This is a genomic window from Acidobacteriota bacterium (assembly GCA_016715115.1).
Taxonomy (GTDB): Bacteria; Acidobacteriota; Blastocatellia; order Pyrinomonadales; family Pyrinomonadaceae; genus JAFDVJ01.
In genome coordinates, this window is sequence record JADKBM010000004.1 from 965,296 (window position 1) to 989,132 (window position 23,837).

The window sequence follows — 23,837 nt, forward strand, 5'->3', positions numbered from 1 at the left end:
CAATATGAAGTTCCTAAAAATCCTGGGCGCAATCGTGCTGCTTCTGATCGCCGCGCTTGCTGCGCTGGTGTTCCTGACGAAGACCGATTACAAGGTTGAACGCGAAGTGACGATCAACAAACCGCGCGCCGAGGTCTTCTCGTACGCGAAGATGCTCAAGAATCAAAACGATTGGGGGCCGTGGGTCAAACAGGATCCGAGCATCAAGCTCAATTACAAAGGCAACGACGGCGAGCCCGGATTCACCTCTTCCTGGGAAAGCAATATGGAAAACGTCGGCGTCGGCGAGCAGGAGATCAAGAAAATCGACGAAGGCAAGCGGATCGACAGCGAACTGCGATTCAAAAAACCCTTCGAATCGACGAGTCAGGCGTATATGACGATGGAGGACGCGGGGCCGAATGCAACGAAAGTCCGTTGGGGATTTTCGGGATCGATGCCGCGACCGATGAATCTTATTCTGCTTGTGATGGATATGGACAAAGAGATCGGCAAGGACTTCGACGCCGGGCTCGCGAATTTGAAGACGATTCTCGAGAAAAGTCAGGGGAACTAAATGCTAAAGAATATGCTGTCGGTGGTCGCCGCGTTCATTATTGGCGGAATTTGCGTTTTTGCGATCGAAAAGATCGGACACGCGGTCTATCCGGTTCCGGCGGGACTCGATATCTTAAGGCCCGAAACGATCATCGAGTATGTGAAAAACGCGCCGGTCGGGGCGCTTCTGTTCGCGCTCGCTGCGCAATGCTTCGGGGCTTTCATCGGTGGGTTTGTTACCGCACTGATCGCGATCGCGAAGTTCCCGATGGCGATGACGTACGGTGGACTGATATTGTTTTTCGCGCTGATGAACCTGATCGTCGTGCCGCATCCGTACTGGTTTATGGCACTCGCGCTGCTGCTTCCGGTCCCGCTCGCGCTCGCCGGTTCGAACTTCGGACAGCTGTTCGCCAAACGGAGTTGAAACCCGAATTACGCAATTGAACGCCGATCTCCATTTCTCGTTGTTCGACGGAAAGATTGCGCGCGAAATAAGCAAAGCCGGGTGAACTTGACGCGTACCAGATCAGTTAAGAAAAATTCGAACATCAGGAGAAAAGCATATGGCAAAAGTAACAGGAATTGGCGGAGTATTCATTAAGAGCGCCGGCAAGGGCTCGGAACTCGCGGCGTGGTATCAGAAGAATCTCGGTATCAGCCTTGAAAGCTGGGGCGGCTCGATATTGAAATGGACTGACGACAAAGCTGAAGACGGCGGCCTTACGGTTTGGAGCACGGCGGACGCCGACAGCAAATGGTTCAGCCCCAGCGAATCGACGTTTATGATCAATTACCGGGTCGATGATATGGACGAATTGCTCGCGTCGTTGCGGGAGAATGGCGTCGAGATCGTATCGGGCCCCGAATCACACGAAAACGGCAAATTCGCCTGGATAATGGACCCCGACGGCAACAAGGTCGAGCTTTGGGAGCCGATGATCTTTGACGAGAAGAATAAGGCATAAAATCAACGACCTGTAAGTCGCTTTGCAGACGTTAACGGCGTCGACGTCGGTCGCGTCTTAGCGTATTCCAACCGTTCACGCCGCACCCGCGAAGAGCGCTTCACGAATTCACAGCGGTCGACGACGGCGAATGCATAAAGTGTTTCGCGGGAAGTTCCTTCTTATGCGTAGTTTGGGTTAACATTCTTCCTGTGAAAAAACTCAGCGCATCATTTCTGTATCTGGCCCTGCTTCTCGCGGGGTTGCTTCAGTTGGGGCTGGCGCAGGATCCGCGGCCGGTGTTTCAGGGTTCGACGTCGGTTCAGGTCGACACGACCTCGCGGCCGATCGCGAAGCAGGAAAAACGCGCGTTTTCCTTTGAGGCGGATCAGGTTTACTTCTCGAACCAGTTCGACGGAGCGCGTTTGACCGAGATCGCGCGCACCGGCGATAACGCCTATACGATCACGATCACGCCTGAGAATACGCCGGTGAATATGAGTCCGTGGTATGCGTTCCGCGTCCGTTCACTCAAGAAAAAGGACATCTACGTGACGCTCGAGTATCCCGAATCGGCGCGTCATCGCTATTCTCCCCAGATCAGCAAAGACGGCAAAGAGTGGAAGCCGCTGGAATCCGCTCGAATCGAAGAGATCGGCAACGACCCGAACGACAAAAGCGCCACGGCGCGCCCGAAAAGCGTCAGACTTCGTCTGAGCGTGGGCCGCAAACCGCTCTGGATCTCAGCCCAGGAATTGCAGAATTCGGCACAGGTCTTCGCTTGGATGGAAAGACTCGCGCGGAAAAAGAAGCTCAAGATCGAAGAGATCGGCAAAAGCACGGAGGGACGTCCGCTGCGGATGCTGACAATCGGAAATCCGAAAGCGAAGAAGTTCGTCTTAGTGATCTCCCGGCAACATCCGCCGGAGGTTACGGGGTATTTCGCGATGCAGGCGTTCGTCGAACGCATCGCCTACAAATCGAAACTCTCAAAGGAATTCCGAAAGGACTGGGCAATGTACGTCGTCCCGCTGATGAATCCCGACGGTGTCGACAACGGTCAATGGCGCCACAACTCGGGCGGCATCGACCTGAATCGCGACTGGGAGGCGTTCAATCAACCGGAAACCATCGCCGTTAGGGAATTTCTGAAACGGCGCGAATTGGAATCTGGCGGCAAATTCTATTTCGGAATCGATTTCCACTCGACGTGGGACGACATCTACTATCCGATGGAAAGGAGATTTACCGATACGAATCTGCCCGGACTGACCTGGAACTGGCTCGACGCGATCAAAAGGTCGATCCCGAATTACGAGCCCAACATTCGCCCGAACGACAAACTCGAACCGACCATCGTTTCCCGAAACTACTTTATGAAGGCGCACAAAATGGAGGCGATCGTTTTCGAGATCGGGGACAATACGCCGCGTGATTTCATCCGCGAAAAGGGCCGGGTCGGCGCCGACGAACTTATGAAACTGCTTTTAGAGGCGCAGTAAAAACCAAAGGAAGGTCCGCTTTGAGTTCCGATAATTGTTCCATACCGTGCAATCTTTGCGGCTCGACCGATGTCGAGGAGCTGAGTCTGGTCGACCGCGACTCAAGCTATCTGCGGACCGTGATATGCACCAATTGCGGCCTCGTCTGGTCGGACCCGAGACCTGACGCCGACGCGATCAAGAACTATTACACAAAAGACTATCGCATCGCTTACAAAGGCCGATACACGCCGAAACTGAAACACGTTTATCGGGCCGGAGATATCGCAAAGTCGAGATATTCGGCGGTCAAAAATCTCCTCTCACCGAGCGACTCGATCCTGGACGTGGGCGCCGGCGGCGGAGAATTCGTTTACCTGATGCGAGAGCTCGGATTTGACGCCCGCGCGATCGAGCCGAATGAAGGTTACGGGAACTACGCAAAAGACGAACTCGGGTTGCCGGTCGAGATCGGCTTCATTCAGCAGGCAACGTTGCCCGACGATTTCTATCATTTGGTCACGATCCACCACGTGCTCGAACATCTCGACGATCCGCGTGCCGTGCTCGAAAAAGTTCGTCGTTCGATGCGCGATAACGGAGTCCTCGCGATCGAGGTCCCAAATGTCGAGGGTGTTTGTTTCGCGCCGCGCCAGCGGTTCCATAACGCTCATTTATACAGTTTCAATTCAACGACGCTGCGGCTTATCGGCGAGAGCGCGGGATTCTCGATCGAAAGCCAGGGCCAGTCCGAAGACGGCGGCGTGATCACGGCGATCTTCCGCAAGACAACCGCGTCTCCCGTCAAGGCAACGATCGAAAGCGAAAACTTCAACCGTATAGCGTCGGTTGTCCGTTCGCATTCAGCGAGATCTTACTATTCGAGCAAATGGCCTTACACCCGGCGACTGGATAAGCTCCGGCGGTATTTCAACGAACGCGAAGCCATTAGAAGCGCGAAAAACGGGCGCGAAGTACTCGAGTCGGTCTTCGCCAGCAAACCAACCTGATGCCGAAGAAACGGAGCAAACTTCAAAACAACGCGGAACTGATCGCGATGCGGTCGCTTCTTGGCGCAATCGGAGCGTTGCCTTTCAAAACCTCGCTGCGCTTCGGAAAAGCAGTCGGTCGCTTTCTCTCCAAGCGATTTCCGAGGCTTCTCAAGACGGCGCGGCGCAATCTTGAGATCGCGATGCCGGAGATCACGGAAGAGGAAAAAGAACGGATCGTCCGTGGCACGTTCGAATCGCTGGGACGGCATCTCGGTTTCGTTTCGCACTTCAAGAGGTTCAAACACGAGGACGTGCGTGACCTCGTTGACATCGTCGGACGCGAGAATTTCTACGAGGCCCACGCGCGCGGAAAGGGCATCTTGTTCTTTACGGGTCATTTCGGGAGTTGGGAGGTTTTCAATCTCCTGCCGCCGGCGTTCGGCTATGAAATGAATATTCTCGTCCGGCGCATCGATAATCCGTTGGTCGAGGACTTTGTCGATCAAATGCGGACGCGATTCGGTTCAGTCACGCTCGACAAAATGAAATCAGCCAGGACAATGTTCCGAATCCTGAAGAAAGGCGAACTCCTGGGAATACTGGCTGACCTGAACGTCCAGGAAAAAGACGGCGTGTTCGTTGATTTTTTCGGCGTTCCGGCCTCAACGACGACGAGCATCGCCAAGCTCGCGCTCAATACCGGCGCCGCCGTGCTTCCGGCGTTCGCGGTCTGGGACGAAGAAAAACAAAAGTATGTCGTTTATCTCGAACCCGAAATTCCCTACGATGCGACCGACAAATCAGATGAACATGTTGTCCGCTTGACGCAAGCGATAACCTCGACCGTCGAAAGGTTCGTCCGCAAGTATCCGGAACAATGGCTCTGGATTCACAAGCGTTGGAACACGCGTCCGAAAGGCGAGAAAGGGCTTTACTAGTTTGGAGTTCGGCAAGAGTAACGCCTGAGAGTGACGCCTGAGAGTGACGCCTTCAGGCGTGAATGCCTTTTCATCGTCCAACGAAACGCTCGGTAGTCTGCGGCTGGTCACGCCTGAAGGCGTTACTCTTAGGCCTTACTCGTGCAGGAACCACTCGGTGAATTTCGGAATTCCGTCGGCAATTTTGGTAGTTGGATCGTAGTTAAGCAATCTCCGTGCTTTCGAGATGTCCGCGAATGTGATCGGAACGTCGCCCGGTTGCATCGGATGGCGCTCGACGTTCGCTTTCTTGCCGAGATTGACCTCCAGCAATTCGATCAGTTCGCGCAATTCGATGGTCTGCGACTCGCCAAGATTGAAGATCTCGTGCATCGAACCGTCAAAATCGATTGCCGCCCGCACACCTTGGACGATGTCATCGACATACGTGTAGTCTCGACGGGTTGTGCCGTCGCCAAACATCTGGATCGGCTGGTCGTCGCGAATCAGTTTTGAAAACTTGTGGATTGCCAGGTCGGGCCGCTGGCGCGCGCCGTAAACCGTGAAGAATCTTAGGCAAACGGTCCGAATGTCATATAGGTGCGAGTAGGTATGGCACAATAATTCGCCGGCAGCTTTGGTCGCCGCGTATGGCGAGATCGTGCGCGAGATCTTGTCGTCTTCCGAAAAGGGAACCTTGCAATTGATCCCGTAAACGCTCGATGAAGAACCGAAGACAAACTGCTTCACACCAGTCTTCTTGGCGGCTTCAAGCAAATTAAGAGTTCCGCAAACGTTGACCTCGGTATAAAGTTTCGGGTTTAGCAACGACGGCCTGACTCCGGCGTATGCCGCCAGATGAACGACGGCGTCAAACTCGCCGGCTTCGAAGATCTTGTCGATCGTTTCCGAACAACAAATGTCTGCCTCGCGCAGAATGAAATCCTCGTTTTCAAGATGCGCCGCGACGTTCCGGCGCTTGATCTCGGGCGAATAGAAGGCGTTGAAATTGTCGATTATGGTTACTTTCGAATCTCCCTCGACGAGCAAACCATCAACCAAATGCGAACCGATGAAGCCGGCTCCGCCAGTTACCAGAATATGTTTTTTCCGCATTATTTAAGAGGGGTATTTACTTAAATTAACAGGCAAGATAGCACAGTTGCCCGCGGTTCGGCAAAAAGCCCGGGTCTTCGATTAAACAATGCTCCGTGGTAAAATCGCGATAGAATCGCAGATTGGCGATTGCAGTTCGTTCCCAGTTGTTTGTTGGAGGATAGGTTATGAAACTCAGGTTTTTGTTTACATTTCTACTGATAACTCTAGTCTCGCTGATTGCTCCTTTGTCTACTGTCGCCCAAAAGATCGACTCGATCGAACGTGAACGGATGAAGTCGATGCTGACCAACATAAAAAACACGATCAAGAAAGAGTATTACGATCCGAATTTTCACGGGATCGACATCGAAGCGCGATTTAAGGCGGCGTCCGAACGGTTGAATCAGATCACGACGACGAGTCAGGGAATGGGCGTGATCGCTCAAGCGCTGATCGATTTCAATGACTCGCACCTTTTCTTCATTCCGCCGGCGACCAACATCGACGTCGAATACGGTTGGCGTTATCAAATGTTCGGCGACAGGTGTTTCGTGATCCGCGTCAACCCGAAGAGCGATGCCGCGAAGAAGGGATTGAAGATCGGCGACGAGGTCCTCGCGATCGAGTCGTTTCGCCCGACCCGCAAGGATCTTTGGAAGATGGAGTATTACTACAACGTGATCAGCAAACGGCCGGGTTTGAACGTCAAGGTGCTGAGCCCCGGCGAAACCCAACCGCGCGACCTGGCGATCGAATCCAATGTCCGCAAACTGCCGAAAGTCATAAACATCCAGATGCTTGGCGATCTTTTTGACACGAGCGGCAAAACGGCCTTCGATTACAACTACTTCAAGTACGTCGGCAATGCGACGATCTGGAAAATGCCGTCATTCGGAATCCAACCGGAGAACATCGACACAATGATGAGCAAGATCCGCGGTTCGTCTTTGATCCTCGATCTTCGTGGAAACGGCGGCGGTTATATCGTCACGCTTGAACGGCTGGCCGCGTATATGTTCGACAAGGATCTGAAGATCGCCGAACTCAAGGGCCGCAAAGAAATGAAACCGCAACAGAGCAAAACAAAGGGCAAGGACGGCTATGCGGGCAAGCTGATCGTTTTGATCGACGGCGAATCGGGTTCGGCGGCGGAGATCTTCGCGCGCCTTGTGCAGCTCGAAAAGCGCGGCATCGTGATCGGCGACACATCGTCTGGGGCGGTGATGCAGTCACGGCAGTTTCCGCTCAGCACCGGTGCCAACGACGAAGTCGCCTATGGTGTCAGCGTGACGAATGCGGACGTCATAATGTCGGACGGAAAGAGCCTCGAACATACCGGAGTGACGCCGGATGAGATCGTAATTCCGGAGGCCGCCGACATCGCCAACGGGCGTGATCCCGTTTTGTCGCGAGCGCTTATGCTGACCGGAGCCAACGTGTCGCCGGACGAGGCGGGAAAATACTTCCAATATGTCTGGAAGGAATATCAGGGCCGCGACATCATCGAGATTCAGATGAAGTAACTCAGTTAAGGAACTTCTGCCGCTGGTGAAAGCGATGGAGGATCTCTTCGAGGAAGCCTTCGTATGTAAAATCCTCAAGCGAGTACTGAGGTTTCAGTTTGTACATTATCGGCAGGGCGACGCGCCACGCCATCCAAAGACGCTGCCGCTCGGACAGATCCCAACGGCGGCGCAAAAACACTTCGACGACTTCGACCTCGTCGTGCGTCAGCGACCGGATATCGGTTTGAAACTCGACCTTTTTTTGCACGCGCCGAAAGGCGGCATCGCTGATTTGATTTGAAAACGTCTCGGCGAACGTCGGCGCCTCGTCCGTGCGCTCGCGGACGACGACCGTGCCGGCGAACATATCGCCGATGCGCTGGTCTCGACTGCTCGAGAAGACGGAGATCAGTCCGATCGAGTAGAAGGGAATGATCGCGGCCGTCGGAAAAGAATCGAAGATCCGAAGCAGATTTCTGGCGACCGCTTCCCAGAGCGTGATCGGCCGGCCGTCCTCGCGGATGACACGCAGTTTGAGCAGGCGTTTGCCCGGCGTTTGCCCGTTCCAGAGCCATTCAAAGAAAACGAAGTAACCCGCGAACAACGCGAAAACGACGAGGATCATAATCGCGATCGTCCATTTCGACATTTCCTTCAGGACTTCCTGTGGTTCCTTGTCGAGTCCTTCGAGTCCGACTCCGGACCAGGTTATGAACGCCCAGGCGACGATGAAGATCGCCATAAACTGAATAAAATGATCGATCGCGACCGCGAGAAACCGATTTCCGATCGATGCCAATGCAAACGCCAGCGGAACGCGTTCGGGCGTTTCGATAATCAGAGTTTCTTCGCTTTCGATGATTTGCGGCATCAGTGTTTCCGAATCCGCAGGAAACGGCGTTTACCGACCTGCAACAAGATCTCTTCGCTTAATTCAACTTCTGCGGCCGGGTTTGAGACCTTTTCGCCGTCAACCTTCACGCCGCCTTGTTCGATAAGGCGTTTGGCCTCCTTTTTCGAGGGAGCGAGTCCGGTTTGATTGATCAGATCCGCGAGATTGTATTTGCCTGATTTGAGCAATGCCTCTTCGATCTCGTCCGGGACCTCCTTGTTGACAAAACGGCGATTGAAGTCGTCTTCGGCGTTTTTGGCGGCTTCGTTCGAATGAAAATCAGCAATGATGAGTTTCGCGAGTTCAACCTTGAGATTGCGCGGATTTTCGCCGCTCGACTTCATCCGGTCAATCTCCGCAGGCGTTCTGTCTGTCAGCAAATCAAAATAACGCCACATCAGATCGTCGGAAATCGACATTACTTTGCCGAACATTTCGTTCGGAGCTTCGTCGATGCCGATGTAGTTGTTGAGCGATTTCGACATCTTGTTGACGCCGTCGAGCCCTTCGAGCAAGGGCGTCGTCAAGATAACCTGCGGTTCCTGCGAGTACTCGCGCTGCAAATTGCGGCCGACCATCAGGTTGAATTTCTGGTCCGTCCCGCCGAGTTCGACGTCCGCCTGGAGCGCGACCGAGTCGTAGCCCTGCGTCAGCGGATAAAGCAGCTCGTGAAGCGAGATCGGCCGCTCTTCCCGGAGACGTTTTTCAAAATCGTCGCGTTCGAGGATCTGCTTGACGGTCACGTGCGAGCACAACCGGACGAAAGCAGCCGCGTCGAACTTGTCCATCCATTCGGAATTGAAACGGATCTCCGTTTTCTGAGGATCAAGAAGCTTGAAAATTTGCGTTTTGTAGGTCTCGGCGTTGGCATTTATCTCCTCGCGCGAAAGCGGCGGTCGCGTCACGTTCTTGCCCGACGGATCGCCGATCATCCCCGTAAAATCGCCGATCAAGAAGATCGCGGTATGGCCGAGTTCCTGAAACTGACGGAGCTTGCGGATCACGACCGTGTGGCCGATATGAATGTCCGGCGCTGTCGGATCGGCACCGAGTTTGACGCGAAGTGGTTTGCCCGTTTTTGCGGAATGTTCGAGTTTTTTGCGCAGGTCGTCCGTGCGAATCACGTCCACCGTGCCTTTGGTCAGGAACTCAATCTGTTCATCGATCGTCATAAGTTTCTTATTGTAAGTAGATTCTCAGGATTTTTCTATTTTTAAGTCTGGAAATCGGCAGATTTGCCTTTCGATCGCGTTGGAAATCGAACGGGATTGAAGCGTCGCAGCTTACGAACTACAATTTACTTATTATGAAAGAAACACTCGCAAGCACAAAACTCGCGTTCGTCGGTTGCGGCGTGATGGCCGAATCGATCATCGCCGGACTTTTGCGGAAAGAACTCGTCACGCCGGATCAGATCGCGGCAAGCCACCCGCGGGCGGGACGGCGCAACGAACTTCAGGAAAAATACGGCATCACGGTGTGCGAGAAAAACTCAGACGCCGTCCGCGAGGTGCAGGACGCGGCCGATTCGTGCGTTTTTCTTTGCGTCAAACCGCAGCGGATCAAGGGAATTCTCGATGAACTCAACGGTGTCGCGAAGTCCGATCAACTCATCGTATCGATCATCGCCGGCGCGCGGATCGAAACCATCGCCGATGCCCTCGATTGCCGCAAGGTCGTGCGCGCGATGCCAAACACGCCGTCACAGATCGGTGCCGGAATGACTGCGTGGACCTGTACGCCGAACGTCTCGGAAGACGAAAAGGCGCGCGTCAAAACGCTTCTTTCCGCGCTCGGGAAAGAACTTCACGTCGAAACCGAGAATATGATCGATATGGCGACATCGCTTTCGGCAACCGGCCCGACGTACATCTTTATGGTGATGGAAGCGTTGACCGACGCCGGCGTGCATCTCGGATTCTCGCGCGAAATGTCGAAGGAGCTCGTCCAGGAAACTATGCTCGGCTCCGTTCTGTTCGCGATGGAGTCGCACAAACATCCGGCCGAACTCCGAAACATGGTCACGTCCCCGGGCGGGACTTCGGCCGACGCGATTTATCAAATGGAAAAAGGCAGCCTGCGAACGGTTCTGTCGAAAGCCGTCTACGCGGCCTATCAACGCGCCGTCGCCCTCGGCAAAAAGTGATCGATTTCGCTGGGACCTATCAACTATCAGTTATCAACTATTCCGAATTTATCAGTCGTTGGAAAGGTCGAATCTCTTAAAATACTGTGGCCTGGTGATTCGGAATAGGTGATAGTTGATAACTGATAGTTGATAGGTCCCGGCCGATTGTCGTGGCAATTCGACGCGATCGACATCACCTGGCGTGATTGGCCGCAAGTTCACGCTGACGCTTGAAATGATCAAAGATCGCGGTCGCGGTCTGCTCTCCGACGACCGGCTTCAATTCTTCCACGGTTTTCTGCGCGATCTTTTCGATCGAGCCGAATTTTCGCAAGAGTTTCATCTTCCGGGTTTCGCCGACTCCGGCAATGGCGGTCAATTCCGATGTGAAGTCGCGGATCTCGCGTCGTTTGCGGTGGTATTCCACGGCGGTTTTGTGCGTTTCGTCGCGAATCTGTTGGACGAAGCGCATCGCCGAGGAATTCGGGTCGAACGGCACGGCCGCGTCCTCGCGCCCGTACGGCAAGAGGTGCGAGATCTCACTGTGACGGCGCGGGGGCTTGACCAATCCGACGATCGGAAGCGCTTCGAGATCGAGTTCGCCGAGCGCCGCCGCCGCCGATGATATTTGGCCCTTCCCGCCGTCGATAAAGATCAGATCCGGAAGCGGTTTCTGCTCGTCGAGGCGCCGGCGATACGTTCTCAGAACGGCCTCGTGCATCGAAGCGAAATCGTTCGCGCCCTCCACCGACTTGATCTTCAGACGGCGATAGTTCGCGCGGTTCGGTTTGCCGTTTTCGAATACGACAAGTCCCGCGACGTTTTCCGCACCGGAGATATTCGAGATATCGAAACTCTCGATCCGCGCCGGGAAACGCGGGAGTTCGAGAATCTCCTGCAACTCTTCGAGAACGCGTTCGAGGTCGGCTTTGAGAACGCGGAAGCGTTGTTCGAACGCGATCTTCGCGTTAGTTTCGACCAGCGAGATCATTTCGCGCTTCGATCCGCGTTTCGGATCGTAGATGTGAACGCGGCGACCGCGCCGTTCGGTCAAGAGCTTTTCGAGAGTCGCGCGGTCATCGAAGTCGTTCGGGACGTGAATCTCAAGCGGCACATAGTCGGTCGTGTAGTATTGCGCCAAAACCTCGCCAAGAAACTCAGCCGCGTCGAAGGTTTCGTCATCGATGTCTTCCCAGAAAAACTCGCGCCGCCCGACGATCCGGCCCTCGCGCATCGTAAACAGCTGAAGCGCCAGCCGCTGTTTTTCGCGGTAGAATCCAAAAATGTCGACATCGCGGTCGGGTGAACTCGCCATCTTTTGCTTCTCGCCGAGCGCGAGGACCGTCTGCCGAAGGTCGCGAAACTTCGCCGCGAGCTCGTATTTCTCGTTCTCCGCAAAATGCCACATCCGGCGTTCGAGTTCGCCGGCAAGCTCGGTGTCTTTGCCTTCGAGGAGCAGTTTTACGTCCGAGGCCGCCTGCGCGTAATCGTCGGCGTTGCAGAGATTCTTGACGCACGGGGCGAGGCAGCGTTTCAGGTGATACTCGAGACACGGCCGCGGAAGTTTGCCGTCGATCTCGATCTCGCACGTCCGCAATTGAAACGTCCTGTTGATCAGATCGAGCGTCTTTCGCGCCAGATTCGCCGGCAAAAACGGCCCGAAATACGCCGCACCGTCCTTTTGGATCTTGCGCGTGATGACGACCTTTGGAAACGCCTCGCGCGTGATCTTGAGATGCGGATACTGCTTGTCGTCCTTGAGGAAGATGTTATAGCGAGGCTTGTGCTTTTTGACCAGGTTGGACTCGAGCACGAGCGCTTCGACTTCGGTATCGACAACGATGAACTCGAAATCACGGATCCGCTTGACGAGTTCGCGCGTTTTCGGATCGTGGTTTTTCGAAGACTGAAAGTACTGCCGAACGCGATTCTTGAGGTTCTTCGCCTTACCGACGTAGATGATCTTGCCTTCCGCGTTCTTGTGAATGTAAACGCCGGATTTGGTGGGTAGGGTTTTGAGTTTTTCCTCCAGCGTCATATCAAGGATTCTACGAAATCGACGGACAAAACTAAAGATGGTCTGAAAATCATTGCGATTGCTATTCATATGATTGTTGCGCGCGCTTGCGATTTCGATCTTGCGGCATAAGATAGAGAATTGCCGCAATGAAGACACTGCTGACATCAGACGCTTTGGAGGCCGCACGTATCATCCGTCGCGGGGGACTTGTCGCGTTTCCCACCGAAACCGTTTACGGGCTTGGAGCGGACGTATTCAATGCAAACGCGGTTGCGAAGATCTTCGAGGCGAAACGTCGCCCGGCCGACAATCCGCTGATAGCACACGTCGGGAGTTTTGAGCAGATCGCGCAGTTGGTAAAAACGATCACGCCGGCGGCGCGGAAACTGATCGATGCGTTCTTTCCGGCGCCCTTGACGCTGGTCTTGCCAAAGTCGGCGAAGGTCCCTTTGATCGCCACCGCGGGACTCGACACGGTCGGCGTCAGAATGCCGCGTCACGAGAAGGCGCGCGAGTTCCTTGCGGCGTGTGGCGTCCCGGTCGTCGCACCGTCGGCCAATCTTTCCGGCCGGCCGTCGCCGACGACCTGGCAGGCGGTTTATGAAGATCTCGCGGACCGGATCGACTGCATTCTCGAAGGCGAAGCAACGGAGATCGGGCTCGAATCGACGGTCGTCGATTGCACCGGCGGGACGCCGCTCGTCCTGCGCGCCGGTGCGATTTCGCTGGAACAGCTTCGGGCAGTAGTTCCGGAGACGCGAATTTACGTTCCAGCGGCCGATGAGTCGGTGCGAAGTCCCGGATTGAAACACAAACACTATGCCCCGACGGCACGAATCGTGATCGGTGTCGATCTTGGTTCGGCAAAACGGGCGGCGTTCATCGGATTGAATCGCCCGATGGGGAACTTTGAAACTGTAAGGATCTGTCCGAGCGTCGAGAACTACGCCCGGGAGGTTTTTGCATTTTTCCGCGAATGCGATCGGGCAGGCATTGAGTTGATCTGTTGCGAACCCGTGGAGGAGATCGGCATCGGGCGCGCGTTGATGGATCGACTCCGGCGCGCAGCTGAATGAGCACTTGAAACCACGAAGAGCACGAAGCTACACGAAGTTTCTTAGGCGGGTTTCGCGTCGAAAAACAGCTTCGTAGGTCTTTGTGTGGCTCGGTGGTTTGCCGCTTTTGGACGGTCTTGAAACCACGAAGAGCACGAAGCTACACGAAGTTTCTTAGGCGGGTTTCGTGTCCAGAACCGGTTTCTCTTCTTTTCGTAGGTCTTTGTGTGGCTCGGTGGTTTGCCGCTTTCGGACGGTCTTGAAACCACGAAGAGCACGAAGCTACACGAAGTTTCTTAGGCGGGTTTCGTGTCCAGAACCGGTTTCTCTTCTTTTCGTAGGTCTTTGTGTGGCTCGGTGGTTGCCGCTTTCGGACGGTCTTGAAACCACGAAGAGCACGAAGCTACACGAAGTTTCTTAGGCGGGTTTCGCGTCGAAAAACAGCTTCGTGTGTCTTCGTGTCGCTCGGTGGTTGCCGCTTTCGGACGGTCTTGAAACCACGAAGAGCACGAAGCTACACGAAGTTTCTTAGGCGGGTTTCGCGTCGAAAAACAGCTTCGTAGGTCTTTGTGTGGCTCGGTGGTTTGCCGCTTTCGGACGGTCTTGAAACCACGAAGAGCACGAAGCTACACGAAGTTTCTTAGGCGGGTTTCGCGTCGAAAAACAGCTTCGTGTGTCTTCGTGTCGCTCGGTGGTTGCCGCTTTCGGACGGTTTTGAATCAACGACGAGCACGAAGCTGCACGAAGTTTCTTAGGCGGACTTCGCGTCAAAATCCGGCTTCTTTTCTTTTCGCGTGTCTTAGGGACGCGGCAAGAACTTCTCACCTGTTTCGTTTGACGATCGCGATGACCATTTCACCGTTGTCATCGAGAACTTCGGTCCGGATCAGTTCGGGCTTCATCAACGTGTAAAGATAGACCTGCGGAACGATCACCAAAACCTGGTCCGAACCGGTCCGATCCATATGCTCCAGGATCTCGGAGACCCCGAAGAACTTGCGCTGCTTTCCATCCGATTCGCGCACGAGGCGTCCCGCACCGTAGAACTCCGCCGAATGCGAGATCGCGTGCATATTTATGATCTTCTCGGTTCGGTAACCGCGCTCATTCGCCGTTGCGACCAAGTGCCAGACAGTTTCTTCACGGATGAAGTCGGCGACGACGAATCTTGCCAGAATCGCGACCGTCACTAGCATCAGAATCGCGATCGAGACAACGGCATTTCGCCGCAAAGCGGACTTTCCGACAAACCTGACGATCGGGATCGCCGTCAGGATCAGCGCCGCCGGAAGCGCCGGAAGAACGTATCCCGGAAGCTTTGAACCTGAAAAACTGAAAAACACGAGCGGCACGAGCATCCAGGCAAAAGCGAAAACGACGAACGGCTTGCGCGTCGGACGTTCCTCGTTGCGACGAAACAGGCCACTGACCGCGGTCCAGACCGAACCCAGAAAGAACGGCAACCAGGGAAACGTCATCAGAGGAAACACAACCCAGAAGAACCAGAACGGTTGCGGGTGGAGGTACTTGTTCGACGTATAGCGCTGGAAATGATGCTGAATGAAGAACTCGTCGACGAACTTCCAGCCGTTATCGCGATACATTGGGAAATACCAAGCACCGGCGACGATGACGCATAGGAGAGTTCCCCAAAACAGACTGATGATGAGTGACCGCGACGGCATCCGGCGGCTCAAAACAAAATAAAACGCTACGATCGCGTATGGAAATACGATACCGACGAGTCCTTTCGCGATCAGCGAGACGCCGGTGAAGACGTAGAAGAGCGCCAGATATTTCCCGCCGCCCGATTCTTCGCAGCGAGTTCGCTCGTCCCAGATGAAGAAACTAACCAACGCTGCGGCGATCGGAAATGTCAGGATGATATCAAAACTGGCGCCGCGCGAAAACACCATCAATCCAAGCGACGAGGCTGAGATCAGCGCCAGCCATTTCGCGAAGTCTCGACCTTCGGCGGCACCGACCGACCGGCCGAAAAGCCACAAGAAAAAGACCGTTCCCAGTCCGAAAAGCGCCGAACCGAAGCGCGCGCCGAATTCCGAAACGCCGAAGATATGGAACGACGCGATCTGCAGCCAATAGAGCAGCGCCGGTTTCTCGAACCAATCGAAACCACCGAGTTTCGGCGTTACCCAATCGCCGCGTTCGAACATTTCCCGAGCGACCTGCGTGTAGCGCGGTTCGTCGGGACCGAGCAACGGAATTGACAGTCCGGTCAGGTAAACGGCAACGATCAGCACCGTGAAACCGAGCGCGAAATATAGGGTTTTGCGATTCGGAGTATCTTTTGTCATTTCGCTAAAGTTAATAGAGAATGTATTTACTACTGAAATAGATTTTGAATTCAAATGCAAGCTTCAGACGCAGAATCGAAAATTCGCACGATCAGGACCGCCGTCATCGGCGTTGGTTCGCTCGGTCAGCATCACGCTCGCAACTATGCCGAACTCGCGCGTGAGGGAATCGGAACTTTCGTCGGAGTTTGCGATCCCGATGAGGAAAAAGCACGTTTGATCGGCGAAACGAACGACTGCGATTATTTCACCGACTGGCGAGAGATTCTGGACAGGGTCGATGCGGTTTCGATCGTCACGCCGACGGAAACGCATTGCGATATCGCTTGTGCGTTCCTCGAAAAAGGCGTCGATGTATTGGTCGAAAAACCGATCGCGAGGACTCTCGATGAGGCCGACAAGATGATCGCAGCGGCCGGAAGATCGGGCGCGAAACTGATGGTCGGACATCTCGAGAGATTCAATCCGGCGATGGTCGCGCTCCGTCCGCACGTGACGAATCCGCTCTATTTCGAGATCCACCGTGTTTCGCCGTTCCCTAACCGCTCGCTCGACGTCGACGTCGTGCTCGACGTGATGATCCACGACCTCGACGCGATTCAATGGCTCGTCGAATCCGAGGTCTCCGAGATTCGTGCAGTCGGTATTCCCGTGATATCCGACAAAGTCGACGCCGCGAATGCTCGGATCGAATTCAAGAACGGCGCGGTCGCGAACATTACCGCGTCACGGGTTGGAACGGAGAAGATCCGCAAAACCCGATTTTATCAATCGAATTCTTACGTTGTTCTCGATTACGGGACGAAGTTTGCGTCGCTAACGAGTCTCGCGCCGAACGAGTTGCATCCACTGCTCGGCATTTCGATAAACCGGCTCGCGATCGAAGACGTCGAACCGCTTCGCGCCGAAATCTCGGCATTTCTCGATTGCGTTGCAAACAACGCGCCGCCGCCGATCACGGCCGAGGACGGCCGCCGTGCTCTGAGCCTCGCGCTCGGAGTTCTGGATAAGATCGATGCGCATCGAAACCGACTGAACGTTTGAGAAAACTGCCTGAAATTTCAGCGTTTCTTGAAACGCGCATCGAAGCCGGCGACTTTCCGTCGGCAGTCTATCTGGTTGCCGAGAAAGGAGAGATCGTTTTCGAAGACGCGATTGGAAAGGCGGTCGTTGAACCTGTTTCAATTCCGGCCCGCGTCGATACGATCTATGACGTCGCAAGCCTCACCAAAGTCTTGGTGACGACTATCTTGACCGCAAAGCTGATCGAAAATGGCACGATCGGCTTGAACGACCCGCTGGCGAAGTTTCTTCCGGAATTCGATTCCGGAGACAAACGCGACGTCACTTTTAAGAATCTTCTGGTTCACGATTCCGGTTTTCGCGCCTGGCTTCCGTTTTACTTGCTGACGGATGACCGATCCGAAGTTCTGAAGATCATCGCTGCCGAGCCGCGCGAGAATCCGGTCGGGACGAAAATCGTTTACAGCGACCTGAACTTTCTTGCCCTGACATTTGTGATCGAGAGGATATACGGAAGACGAATCGACGAGGTTGCGAAGTCGGAGATCTTCGAACCGCTCGGTTTGCGCGACACGTTCTACAACCCTCCGGCCGAAATTAAAAACCGAATCGCGGCGAGCGAAATCGGCAACGAATACGAGCGAAAAACGTGCATCGACCTCGGCTACGAGATCTCAGATCACCTCTCGCCATTCCGGGAACAGATTATTTGGGGAGAGGTCCACGACGGCAATTGCTGGTTTATGGGTGGAGTTTCTGGTCACGCGGGACTGTTTTCCACAGCTGTGGAAATCCGCGAGATCGCGAAGCAGTTTCTCGCGAAAGAATCCGTTCTGCTCCAACCCGGCACTTGCGGGCTTTTCCGGACAAACCTAACACCCGGTTTGAACGAAGCGCGCGCGGTCGGTTTTCAGCTCGCCGAAACGCCTGAATCGACGGCTTCGCGATCGCTGTCGGCGGACAGTTTCGGACACCTCGGATTCACCGGAACATCGCTTTGGATCGAACCTGAAACCGCACGCATCTTCATTCTCCTGACCAACCGGACGCACGCGCACGCACTGCCGTTCGTTCTTCTCAATTCGGTCCGGCGCAGATTTCACGAACTTGCCGTTGCAGATCTTGGCCGTTAGGCCGATTCCGAAAGTCCCACACCGGGTTCGAACAGAAAATTCAGGACATCTAAAATTCAATCAATACAATCAAAAATTCGCGATTCCGCAAAAGGGTCACAGAATTGGAGTTCGAAAAGCGATGAAAAGAATTGGATTGATTTTGGTTGGAATCTGTTTGTTCGGTCTGACGGTCGCGGCCCAGTCCGGCACGGTTTCACGCCCACGCGTCGTGACATCCGCGACGCCGCCGGTCCTGAAGGGCGGCACGACGGCGCAAAACGACAAAAAGGCGCCGGTTTTGATCGGACAAACCACATCGACGCCGACGCCGAGTGAAACGACGACGGTCGTTGAAGACGACAATGAGGTGATCAAGGTCGAAACCAATCTCGTAACGATGCCGGTTTCGGTCCTGGACCGCGACGGCCGTTTCATTTCCGGACTCCAGCAGCGCGATTTTCAGGTTTTTGAAAATGGGATACAGCAGCGTGTCGAGTATTTTCAGTCGGTCGAGCAACCGTTCACGGTGATCTTGATGATCGACGTCAGTCCGTCGACGCAGTTCAAGATCGAAGAGATCCAGGATGCGGCGATCGCGTTTGTGAACCAGTTGCGGCGTGACGACAAAGTGATGGTCATCTCTTTTGACGACAAGGTTAACGTGCTGAGTCCGGTCACCGGAGACCGGCGCGTTTTGCAGAATGCGATCCGGCAGTCGCGCTTCGGTGACGGCACGAGTCTTTATGAGGCAGTCGATTTCGTTCTCAAACAACAGCTTCGCTTGATCGACGGACGAAAGGCAGTGGTCCTGTTCACCGACGGCGTTGATACGACTTCGCGGCGGGCGAATTATCAGACCACGATCCGCGAATCGGAAGAGTCGGATGCACTTTTCTATCCGATCCGTTATGACACGATGAGCGATATGAACGGAGGCTACGGCGGAGGCGGAACGAATTATCCGCGGCGGCAACCGTCGGGCGGCGGGATCGGAAGCATCATCGGCGTCATTCTCGGCGGCGGAAACGTCCGGGTCGGACGCGGCGGCGGAAGCGCCGGATCAAGCTCGGCGGAGTACGAAACCGGAAAACGTTATCTCGAAGACCTCGCACGCAACTCGGGCGGGCGGAGCTTTGAAGCGCGCAACAATCTCGACGCCGCGTTTCTCGGGATCTCCGAAGAGCTTCGCCGGCAGTATTCGATCGGTTACTATCCCGAAAAAGCCGGCCAGCCCGGCGAACGCCGCCAGATCCGGGTCCGCGTGATGCGCCCGAACGTCGTCGTCAAGGCGAAGACAAGTTACGTTATCGGCAGAAAGTAACAGATTTCGGATTTGGAATTCCTAGAATTTCGAATTCTCGGAATTTGGAATTCGTGGAATTTGGAATTCGTGGAATTTGGAATTCGTGGAATTTGGAATTCCTGGAATTTGGAATTCCTGGAATCTCAGTTTCGGAATTCCTGGAATCTCGGACGTGGAATTCCGAGCTGGAATTTGGAATTCTTGATATCTCGGCTTGGATTCGGCGGCAATCTTCTCACTTCTTCGCTTTCTCGTTGTTCTTGACCGAATAGCTGCTCCGGGCTTTGACGGCGAAGCCGGGTTTGTCGATCTTTACCTTGATCTTGTGTTTTGTGCCCGGGACCGCGCCTTCTTTCGGATAGAAACCCAAACTGTAGTAAGCACGGAGTTCACTGGCGATATTCGTGAATGCCGCCGTCAGGTTGGCGGTGGTCGCGGCCGGATAAAGACGTCCGCCGGTCCGGTTCGCGAGTTCGTTCAGATACTCGTCGGCGCGTTGATATTCCTCCCTCGTCGTCCCTTTGTCCCCGAAGGTCCCGCTACCGCCGCCGCCGATTCCACCGCTTGTCGGAAACGGAAACGGAAACGGATTCTTGTCGTCGCGTCCCGGGACCGGACTCTTTCCGGGCGGCACCGTGACCTTCTGATTTTTCATCGCCTGAACTTCGTAATACGTGTCGTACTGGATCGGGTAGATGAGCGAATCGAGTTCGAGCGCGTCGCGCAGATTTGAGAAATCGGCCGACTTCTTGCTTGTCGTGTCGACGCCGTCAGAAAAAAGGACGATCGCTTTGCGTCCGTCGATCTTCTTGAATTTCTCAAACACCAGACTCATCGCATCATACAAACTTGTTCCGGTCGAGATCTTCGTCTGCTTGATCGCGCTCTGAAGCCGCCGACGGTCGTTTGTCGGCTCTGAATTGACGAAAACCTCCTCGTCGAAAGAGACGATCATAACCCGATCATTCGGCCGCAACTGGTTGATGAACGAGAGCGCCGCCGCCTGAATCTCTTCGGCCTTGAATTTCGCCGAATAACTCATATCTAGAACCAGCGCGACGGTGAAAGGCTGCTGCTCGTTGGAAAAATAAGCGATCTCCTGCGGCACGTTGTCCTCGAGAACGGTGAAACTCTCTTTCGTCAGGCCGCCGACGAAACGCCCGCTGCGATCGAGCACCTTGACGGGAATCGTGACGAGTTCGGTTGCAACGGTGATGACGTCGGAATCGTCTGTTACAGCGTTTTCGTCGGCTTCTTCCGGGGTCGGCGTCGGTGTCGGAAGCTGTGTAAGCGAGGGCTTTCGTTCGTTGACCTTTTTCGTTTGTTCACCACTGACGGGCGTAACCCGTCGCGACTGAGCGGGGCTCAGAACGGAAAAAATGGAACAGATCGTCGCGCAAATGAGTATCGTCGATTTCATCGGGTACCTCGTGATAAGACTATAAGATGCTTCGACGGAGTTGAAAAGATGCAATGTTCACTTAGGGCGAATGATTAAAAAAGGCGCCGGTCCCTGCAAGATCGGCGCCTGTCGTTTGATTCAAATCGTGATCAGTATTTCTTGTCTGGTGACGACGCAAGATTTTCCTCGATCGCCGCCTTGTCCGGCATCATTTCCCAGTCTTCGATCAACTGGTTGTCGACGACCGATTCGATCTGCGCTTCGACCGCGTCCGGAACGTTCGAGAAGAAATCGTAACCGGTCAACGATTCGACATAATCGACGCTGACGCGATATGTGCGCCAATCGCTGACGACGCTGTTAGTATTCGGCATCCAAACGGCGATCAGTCGAGTTCCGCTGGTAACACGCGAAACATCGTTCGTTCCCGCCGGCAGGACCATTATGACTTTCCAGGTAAATGAAGGAACGGCGACCTTGCCGTTGGCGATGAAACCGCTAGTTCCCTGGCCGCCCGAAATAATGTAAAGTTCGTTGCCGCCATTGGCGAGCGTGCGACTGTAGCTCTCAAGATTGGCCCAAGTCTGCTGATTGTTCGTCGGCGCTTGCGCGATCATATTCGTCATCAGAAACGTCGATGAGTTGTCTGCGACCGTCTTGGTGCGGTCGGCGGACGGGCACATATGGCCGCGGTCGTAACCCGATCCCGAAAAATCGGTTCCCTGAACCTGATACCAACCGGCCGGCAAAGTCGTATCGGCACGAAAGTCGTCCTGCCTCGGAGTCGAGCCGAGCCAACTCGTGTCGAGATGCCACGAAACCCAGTTCGGACGGCCGTTGTCGCGATGATACGACATTGCGTATTGCGATTTTTCCATCAAATAGTTGGTCGGTTGGAGAGCATCCGTCGTAGCATTCGACGGATTTCCCATCGTCAGATGAACGCTGTTCGAAGTCGGAGGCGTCGGCGTCGGTGTTATGGTCGGTGTCGGAGTTGGAGTTGCCGCGACATAATCGGTGATCGAAATGTTGTCGATGTTTATCCGATTGGTCCCGCCCGAGATCTTCCGAATTTCGAAACGGATCGCCGTCGCGTTGTTGACCGTGAAACTCGCCGTCGCGATCGTCGTCGAGCTTGTCGTTACGGTCGCGCCGACCTTGGTCCACGTCGAGCCATTATTGGTCGAACGCCAAAGTTCCCAGGTACTGTTCCCGTCGGTTCCATACTTTGCGTGCTGAACCGAAACCGTTCCCGCGCTTGCGGCGTTAAAGTTCATTCGGACCTTGCCGATGTTTCTGACCCGCGCCGAGTAAGACCCCGTTTTCCGGTCACTCACGGTATTGCCGGTCAGCGCATCGTCGAGATACCAACTTCCGCTGCCGAGCGCGATGTTCCCGGCGGCATAGGCGGTTTTTCCGCCGGCCTCGAATCCTTCGGTAAAAAGCGTAGCGGCAGCCGATCCGAAGCTCAAAAAGCCGGCGCCAACCCAAATTACGACCAACGCGGCGGTCGCCGCGAACATTCGTTTTTTCACAATTATCTCCTGTTCGATTTGAAATCCAAAAGAACTACTCTGTCTTAATTAACTGACCTTTTTGTTACAAGTTGGGGAAATCCGTGTGAATTGTAATCTGAATTGACGCGAAATCAAAAAACGGCCGCTTCTACACGACCGTTCCATCTTTCACATATGCGTTTTTCGGCACGATGACGATGCCCTCGCGGATAAAGTAGCTCCCGCCGACTCCGTCCTCGGTCTCGACGTTATTCCTGTTTATCAACTGGACGTTGTCACCGATTCTCGCGTTTTTGTCGACGATCGCGCGGACGATTGTGGTGTTCTTCCCGATCCCGATATGGGGAATCTGACGGTCGACGTTCCGCGTCAGATCCTCGAGCGACTCGAAGTAGTCCGAGCCCATTATTATCGAATTCTCGATGCGTGTGCCGTGATCGATTCTCGACCTGAGTCCGATGATCGATCTTCGCGCATACACACCGCTCAGGATGCAGCCCTCGCTGACCATCGAGTTGTCTATGTCGCAGTTGTGAATCTTGGATGGCGGAAGATAGCGCGTACGCGTGTAGATCGGATCTTCGGTATTGAAGAAATTGAACTTCGGAAGCGGCGAGGCAAGGTCGAGATTGGCGTCGTAAAAGGCGCGGATCGTTCCGATGTCTTCCCAGTAGCCCTTGAAGAAATGCGCTTGAACGTTGAGCCGCTTGATCGATTCCGGAATGATCTCCTTGCCAAAATCGACTCGTCCGTCGTCCTCGCTCAAAAGCTCGATGAGACGCTCGTAATTGAAAATGTAGATCCCCATCGACGCCAGATATGGACGTGCCGCAGCTTGTTCGCCGGTCAAACCAAAATTCGTCGTATCGACGCGCATCGATTCGAGTTCATCGCCTTTCGGTTTCTCCTTGAATTCGACGATCTTGCCCTTGGCGTTCGTCTTCAGCAGTCCAAAGCCTTCGGCCTCGTCCGGACGGCAGGGAATCACCGAGATCGTGACATCTGCGTTCGTCTCGTAATGGCGTTCGAGGAACTTGCGGTAGTCCATTCGATACAGATGATCGCCCGAAAGGATCAAAACCGTATCGACCTTGAAGTCGCGAATGTGCGGGATCATCTGCCTGACGGCATCGGCGGTTCCCTGAAACCAGTCGGGGCTATCCTTGCGTTGTTCGGCCGCCAAAACTTCGACGAATCCGGTCGAGAACGACGAGAATCGATACGTCCGTGAAATGTGCCGATTGAGCGAAGCGGAGTTGAACTGCGTGAGTACGAAAATCTGCGTGATTCCCGAATTTATGCAATTTGATACCGGAACATCGATCAGACGGTACTTCCCACCAAGCGGAACCGCCGGCTTGGCACGGTCTTTTGTCAACGGAAAGAGCCTCGTTCCGGCTCCGCCGCCGAGAATCACCGACACGACATTTTCGTATTGCGACATAAGGTTATTGCTATCGAACGCTTCAGAATAACTGTCAATTTCTGTCTTTACAATAGCCGTTCTCGATGAACAATTTCAAGCGTTTCGAACCAACTTTGACTTTTTCCGGCAAAGCGTGATAATTTGCCTTTCACCTGTCGTGGGAC

At 54.4% G+C, this 23,837-nt stretch carries 20 protein-coding genes; 12 read left to right on the plus strand and 8 right to left on the minus strand.

Annotated features, from left to right (window positions below):
• Positions 1-4 precede the first annotated feature (4 nt).
• The 6 genes from IPN69_06485 (at position 5) to IPN69_06510 (ending at position 4,895) form a co-directional block, all read left to right on the plus strand.
• Entirely contained in the window at positions 5-556 is a 552-nt protein-coding gene (locus IPN69_06485; GenBank protein MBK8810369.1) for an SRPBCC family protein, read from the plus strand.
• The gene (locus IPN69_06490) at positions 557-964 is read left to right on the plus strand and encodes a hypothetical protein (protein MBK8810370.1); all 408 of its coding nucleotides are present in this window, start codon (positions 557-559) and stop codon (positions 962-964) included.
• 139 nt (positions 965-1,103) lie between these two features.
• Complete coding sequence (locus tag IPN69_06495; GenBank protein ID MBK8810371.1) at positions 1,104-1,505, plus strand: VOC family protein; 402 nt, start codon at positions 1,104-1,106, stop codon at positions 1,503-1,505.
• A gap of 191 nt (positions 1,506-1,696) precedes the next feature.
• The gene (locus IPN69_06500) at positions 1,697-2,986 is read left to right on the plus strand and encodes a hypothetical protein (GenBank protein ID MBK8810372.1); all 1,290 of its coding nucleotides are present in this window, start codon (positions 1,697-1,699) and stop codon (positions 2,984-2,986) included.
• A 20-nt stretch (positions 2,987-3,006) separates the two neighbouring features.
• Entirely contained in the window at positions 3,007-3,975 is a 969-nt protein-coding gene (locus IPN69_06505) for a methyltransferase domain-containing protein (GenBank protein MBK8810373.1), read from the plus strand.
• On the plus strand, positions 3,975-4,895 hold the full coding sequence (locus IPN69_06510; protein MBK8810374.1) for a lysophospholipid acyltransferase family protein: 921 nt from the start codon (positions 3,975-3,977) through the stop codon (positions 4,893-4,895). Before IPN69_06505 ends, IPN69_06510 begins: the two co-directional genes overlap by 1 nt.
• A 135-nt stretch (positions 4,896-5,030) precedes the next feature.
• On the opposite strand, the gene IPN69_06515 is transcribed toward IPN69_06510, so the two are convergent.
• Positions 5,031-5,990 (minus strand): GDP-mannose 4,6-dehydratase, encoded by a 960-nt coding sequence (locus IPN69_06515; GenBank protein ID MBK8810375.1) that lies wholly within the window; start codon positions 5,988-5,990, stop codon positions 5,031-5,033.
• Between the two features lie 167 nt (positions 5,991-6,157).
• On the opposite strand from IPN69_06515, the gene IPN69_06520 reads away from it, so the two are divergent.
• Positions 6,158-7,495 (plus strand): hypothetical protein, encoded by a 1,338-nt coding sequence (locus tag IPN69_06520; protein MBK8810376.1) that lies wholly within the window; start codon positions 6,158-6,160, stop codon positions 7,493-7,495.
• A 1-nt stretch (position 7,496) separates the two neighbouring features.
• Here the strand turns inward: IPN69_06520 and IPN69_06525 are convergent, their stop codons facing one another.
• Positions 7,497-8,348, minus strand: coding sequence for an RDD family protein (locus IPN69_06525; protein MBK8810377.1), 852 nt, complete (start codon positions 8,346-8,348; stop codon positions 7,497-7,499).
• Positions 8,348-9,541, minus strand: a complete 1,194-nt coding sequence (locus IPN69_06530) for a tyrosine--tRNA ligase (protein MBK8810378.1) — start codon at positions 9,539-9,541, stop codon at positions 8,348-8,350. Before IPN69_06530 ends, IPN69_06525 begins: the two co-directional genes overlap by 1 nt.
• A 134-nt stretch (positions 9,542-9,675) precedes the next feature.
• On the opposite strand from IPN69_06530, the gene IPN69_06535 reads away from it, so the two are divergent.
• The gene (locus IPN69_06535; protein ID MBK8810379.1) at positions 9,676-10,515 is read left to right on the plus strand and encodes a pyrroline-5-carboxylate reductase; all 840 of its coding nucleotides are present in this window, start codon (positions 9,676-9,678) and stop codon (positions 10,513-10,515) included.
• Between the two features lie 175 nt (positions 10,516-10,690).
• On the opposite strand, the gene uvrC is transcribed toward IPN69_06535, so the two are convergent.
• A complete protein-coding gene (gene uvrC / locus IPN69_06540; GenBank protein MBK8810380.1) occupies positions 10,691-12,535 on the minus strand; it encodes an excinuclease ABC subunit UvrC in 1,845 nt (614 codons plus the stop codon).
• Positions 12,536-12,663: 128 nt separating this feature from the next.
• Here uvrC and IPN69_06545 point away from each other — a divergent pair, with 128 nt between their 5' ends.
• Entirely contained in the window at positions 12,664-13,593 is a 930-nt protein-coding gene (locus IPN69_06545) for a threonylcarbamoyl-AMP synthase (protein ID MBK8810381.1), read from the plus strand.
• 800 nt (positions 13,594-14,393) lie between these two features.
• On the opposite strand, the gene IPN69_06550 is transcribed toward IPN69_06545, so the two are convergent.
• The gene (locus tag IPN69_06550) at positions 14,394-15,887 is read right to left on the minus strand and encodes a glycosyltransferase family 39 protein (protein MBK8810382.1); all 1,494 of its coding nucleotides are present in this window, start codon (positions 15,885-15,887) and stop codon (positions 14,394-14,396) included.
• Between the two features lie 54 nt (positions 15,888-15,941).
• Between IPN69_06550 and IPN69_06555 the strand changes: the two genes are divergently transcribed.
• The 3 genes from IPN69_06555 to IPN69_06565 all read left to right on the plus strand — a co-directional run bounded on the left by IPN69_06555 (position 15,942) and on the right by IPN69_06565 (position 19,346).
• Positions 15,942-16,931 carry a Gfo/Idh/MocA family oxidoreductase gene (locus IPN69_06555; protein MBK8810383.1) on the plus strand — a complete coding sequence of 330 codons (990 nt, stop codon included), beginning with the start codon at positions 15,942-15,944 and terminating at the stop codon, positions 16,929-16,931.
• Positions 16,928-18,043 carry a beta-lactamase family protein gene (locus IPN69_06560; GenBank protein ID MBK8810384.1) on the plus strand — a complete coding sequence of 372 codons (1,116 nt, stop codon included), beginning with the start codon at positions 16,928-16,930 and terminating at the stop codon, positions 18,041-18,043. The genes IPN69_06555 and IPN69_06560 overlap by 4 nt, the downstream gene beginning before the upstream one ends.
• 121 nt (positions 18,044-18,164) lie before the next feature.
• Positions 18,165-19,346, plus strand: coding sequence for a VWA domain-containing protein (locus IPN69_06565; protein ID MBK8810385.1), 1,182 nt, complete (start codon positions 18,165-18,167; stop codon positions 19,344-19,346).
• A gap of 217 nt (positions 19,347-19,563) precedes the next feature.
• On the opposite strand, the gene IPN69_06570 is transcribed toward IPN69_06565, so the two are convergent.
• The 3 genes from IPN69_06570 to IPN69_06580 all read right to left on the minus strand — a co-directional run bounded on the left by IPN69_06570 (position 19,564) and on the right by IPN69_06580 (position 23,691).
• A complete protein-coding gene (locus tag IPN69_06570) occupies positions 19,564-20,748 on the minus strand; it encodes a VWA domain-containing protein (GenBank protein ID MBK8810386.1) in 1,185 nt (394 codons plus the stop codon).
• 131 nt (positions 20,749-20,879) lie between these two features.
• The gene (locus tag IPN69_06575) at positions 20,880-22,253 is read right to left on the minus strand and encodes a DNA/RNA non-specific endonuclease (protein MBK8810387.1); all 1,374 of its coding nucleotides are present in this window, start codon (positions 22,251-22,253) and stop codon (positions 20,880-20,882) included.
• A gap of 142 nt (positions 22,254-22,395) precedes the next feature.
• Entirely contained in the window at positions 22,396-23,691 is a 1,296-nt protein-coding gene (locus IPN69_06580; protein MBK8810388.1) for a glucose-1-phosphate adenylyltransferase, read from the minus strand.
• Between the last annotated feature and the right edge of the window lie 146 nt (positions 23,692-23,837).

Bases quoted from the DNA above. Each gene is read 5' to 3' on its own strand.
- IPN69_06515 (MBK8810375.1), bottom strand. From the start codon at position 5,990: ATGCGGAAAAAACATATTCTGGTAACTGGCGGAGCCGGCTTCATCGGT.
- IPN69_06510 (MBK8810374.1), top strand. From the start codon at position 3,975: ATGCCGAAGAAACGGAGCAAACTTCAAAACAACGCGGAACTGATCGCG.
- IPN69_06485 (MBK8810369.1), top strand. From the start codon at position 5: ATGAAGTTCCTAAAAATCCTGGGCGCAATCGTGCTGCTTCTGATCGCC.
- IPN69_06530 (MBK8810378.1), bottom strand. From the start codon at position 9,541: ATGACGATCGATGAACAGATTGAGTTCCTGACCAAAGGCACGGTGGAC.
- uvrC (MBK8810380.1), bottom strand. From the start codon at position 12,535: ATGACGCTGGAGGAAAAACTCAAAACCCTACCCACCAAATCCGGCGTT.
- IPN69_06490 (MBK8810370.1), top strand. From the start codon at position 557: ATGCTAAAGAATATGCTGTCGGTGGTCGCCGCGTTCATTATTGGCGGA.
- IPN69_06555 (MBK8810383.1), top strand. From the start codon at position 15,942: ATGCAAGCTTCAGACGCAGAATCGAAAATTCGCACGATCAGGACCGCC.
- IPN69_06525 (MBK8810377.1), bottom strand. From the start codon at position 8,348: ATGCCGCAAATCATCGAAAGCGAAGAAACTCTGATTATCGAAACGCCC.
- IPN69_06570 (MBK8810386.1), bottom strand. From the start codon at position 20,748: ATGAAATCGACGATACTCATTTGCGCGACGATCTGTTCCATTTTTTCC.
- IPN69_06580 (MBK8810388.1), bottom strand. From the start codon at position 23,691: ATGTCGCAATACGAAAATGTCGTGTCGGTGATTCTCGGCGGCGGAGCC.
- IPN69_06575 (MBK8810387.1), bottom strand. From the start codon at position 22,253: ATGTTCGCGGCGACCGCCGCGTTGGTCGTAATTTGGGTTGGCGCCGGC.
- IPN69_06535 (MBK8810379.1), top strand. From the start codon at position 9,676: ATGAAAGAAACACTCGCAAGCACAAAACTCGCGTTCGTCGGTTGCGGC.
- IPN69_06545 (MBK8810381.1), top strand. From the start codon at position 12,664: ATGAAGACACTGCTGACATCAGACGCTTTGGAGGCCGCACGTATCATC.
- IPN69_06520 (MBK8810376.1), top strand. From the start codon at position 6,158: ATGAAACTCAGGTTTTTGTTTACATTTCTACTGATAACTCTAGTCTCG.
- IPN69_06550 (MBK8810382.1), bottom strand. From the start codon at position 15,887: ATGACAAAAGATACTCCGAATCGCAAAACCCTATATTTCGCGCTCGGT.
- IPN69_06565 (MBK8810385.1), top strand. From the start codon at position 18,165: ATGAAAAGAATTGGATTGATTTTGGTTGGAATCTGTTTGTTCGGTCTG.
- IPN69_06495 (MBK8810371.1), top strand. From the start codon at position 1,104: ATGGCAAAAGTAACAGGAATTGGCGGAGTATTCATTAAGAGCGCCGGC.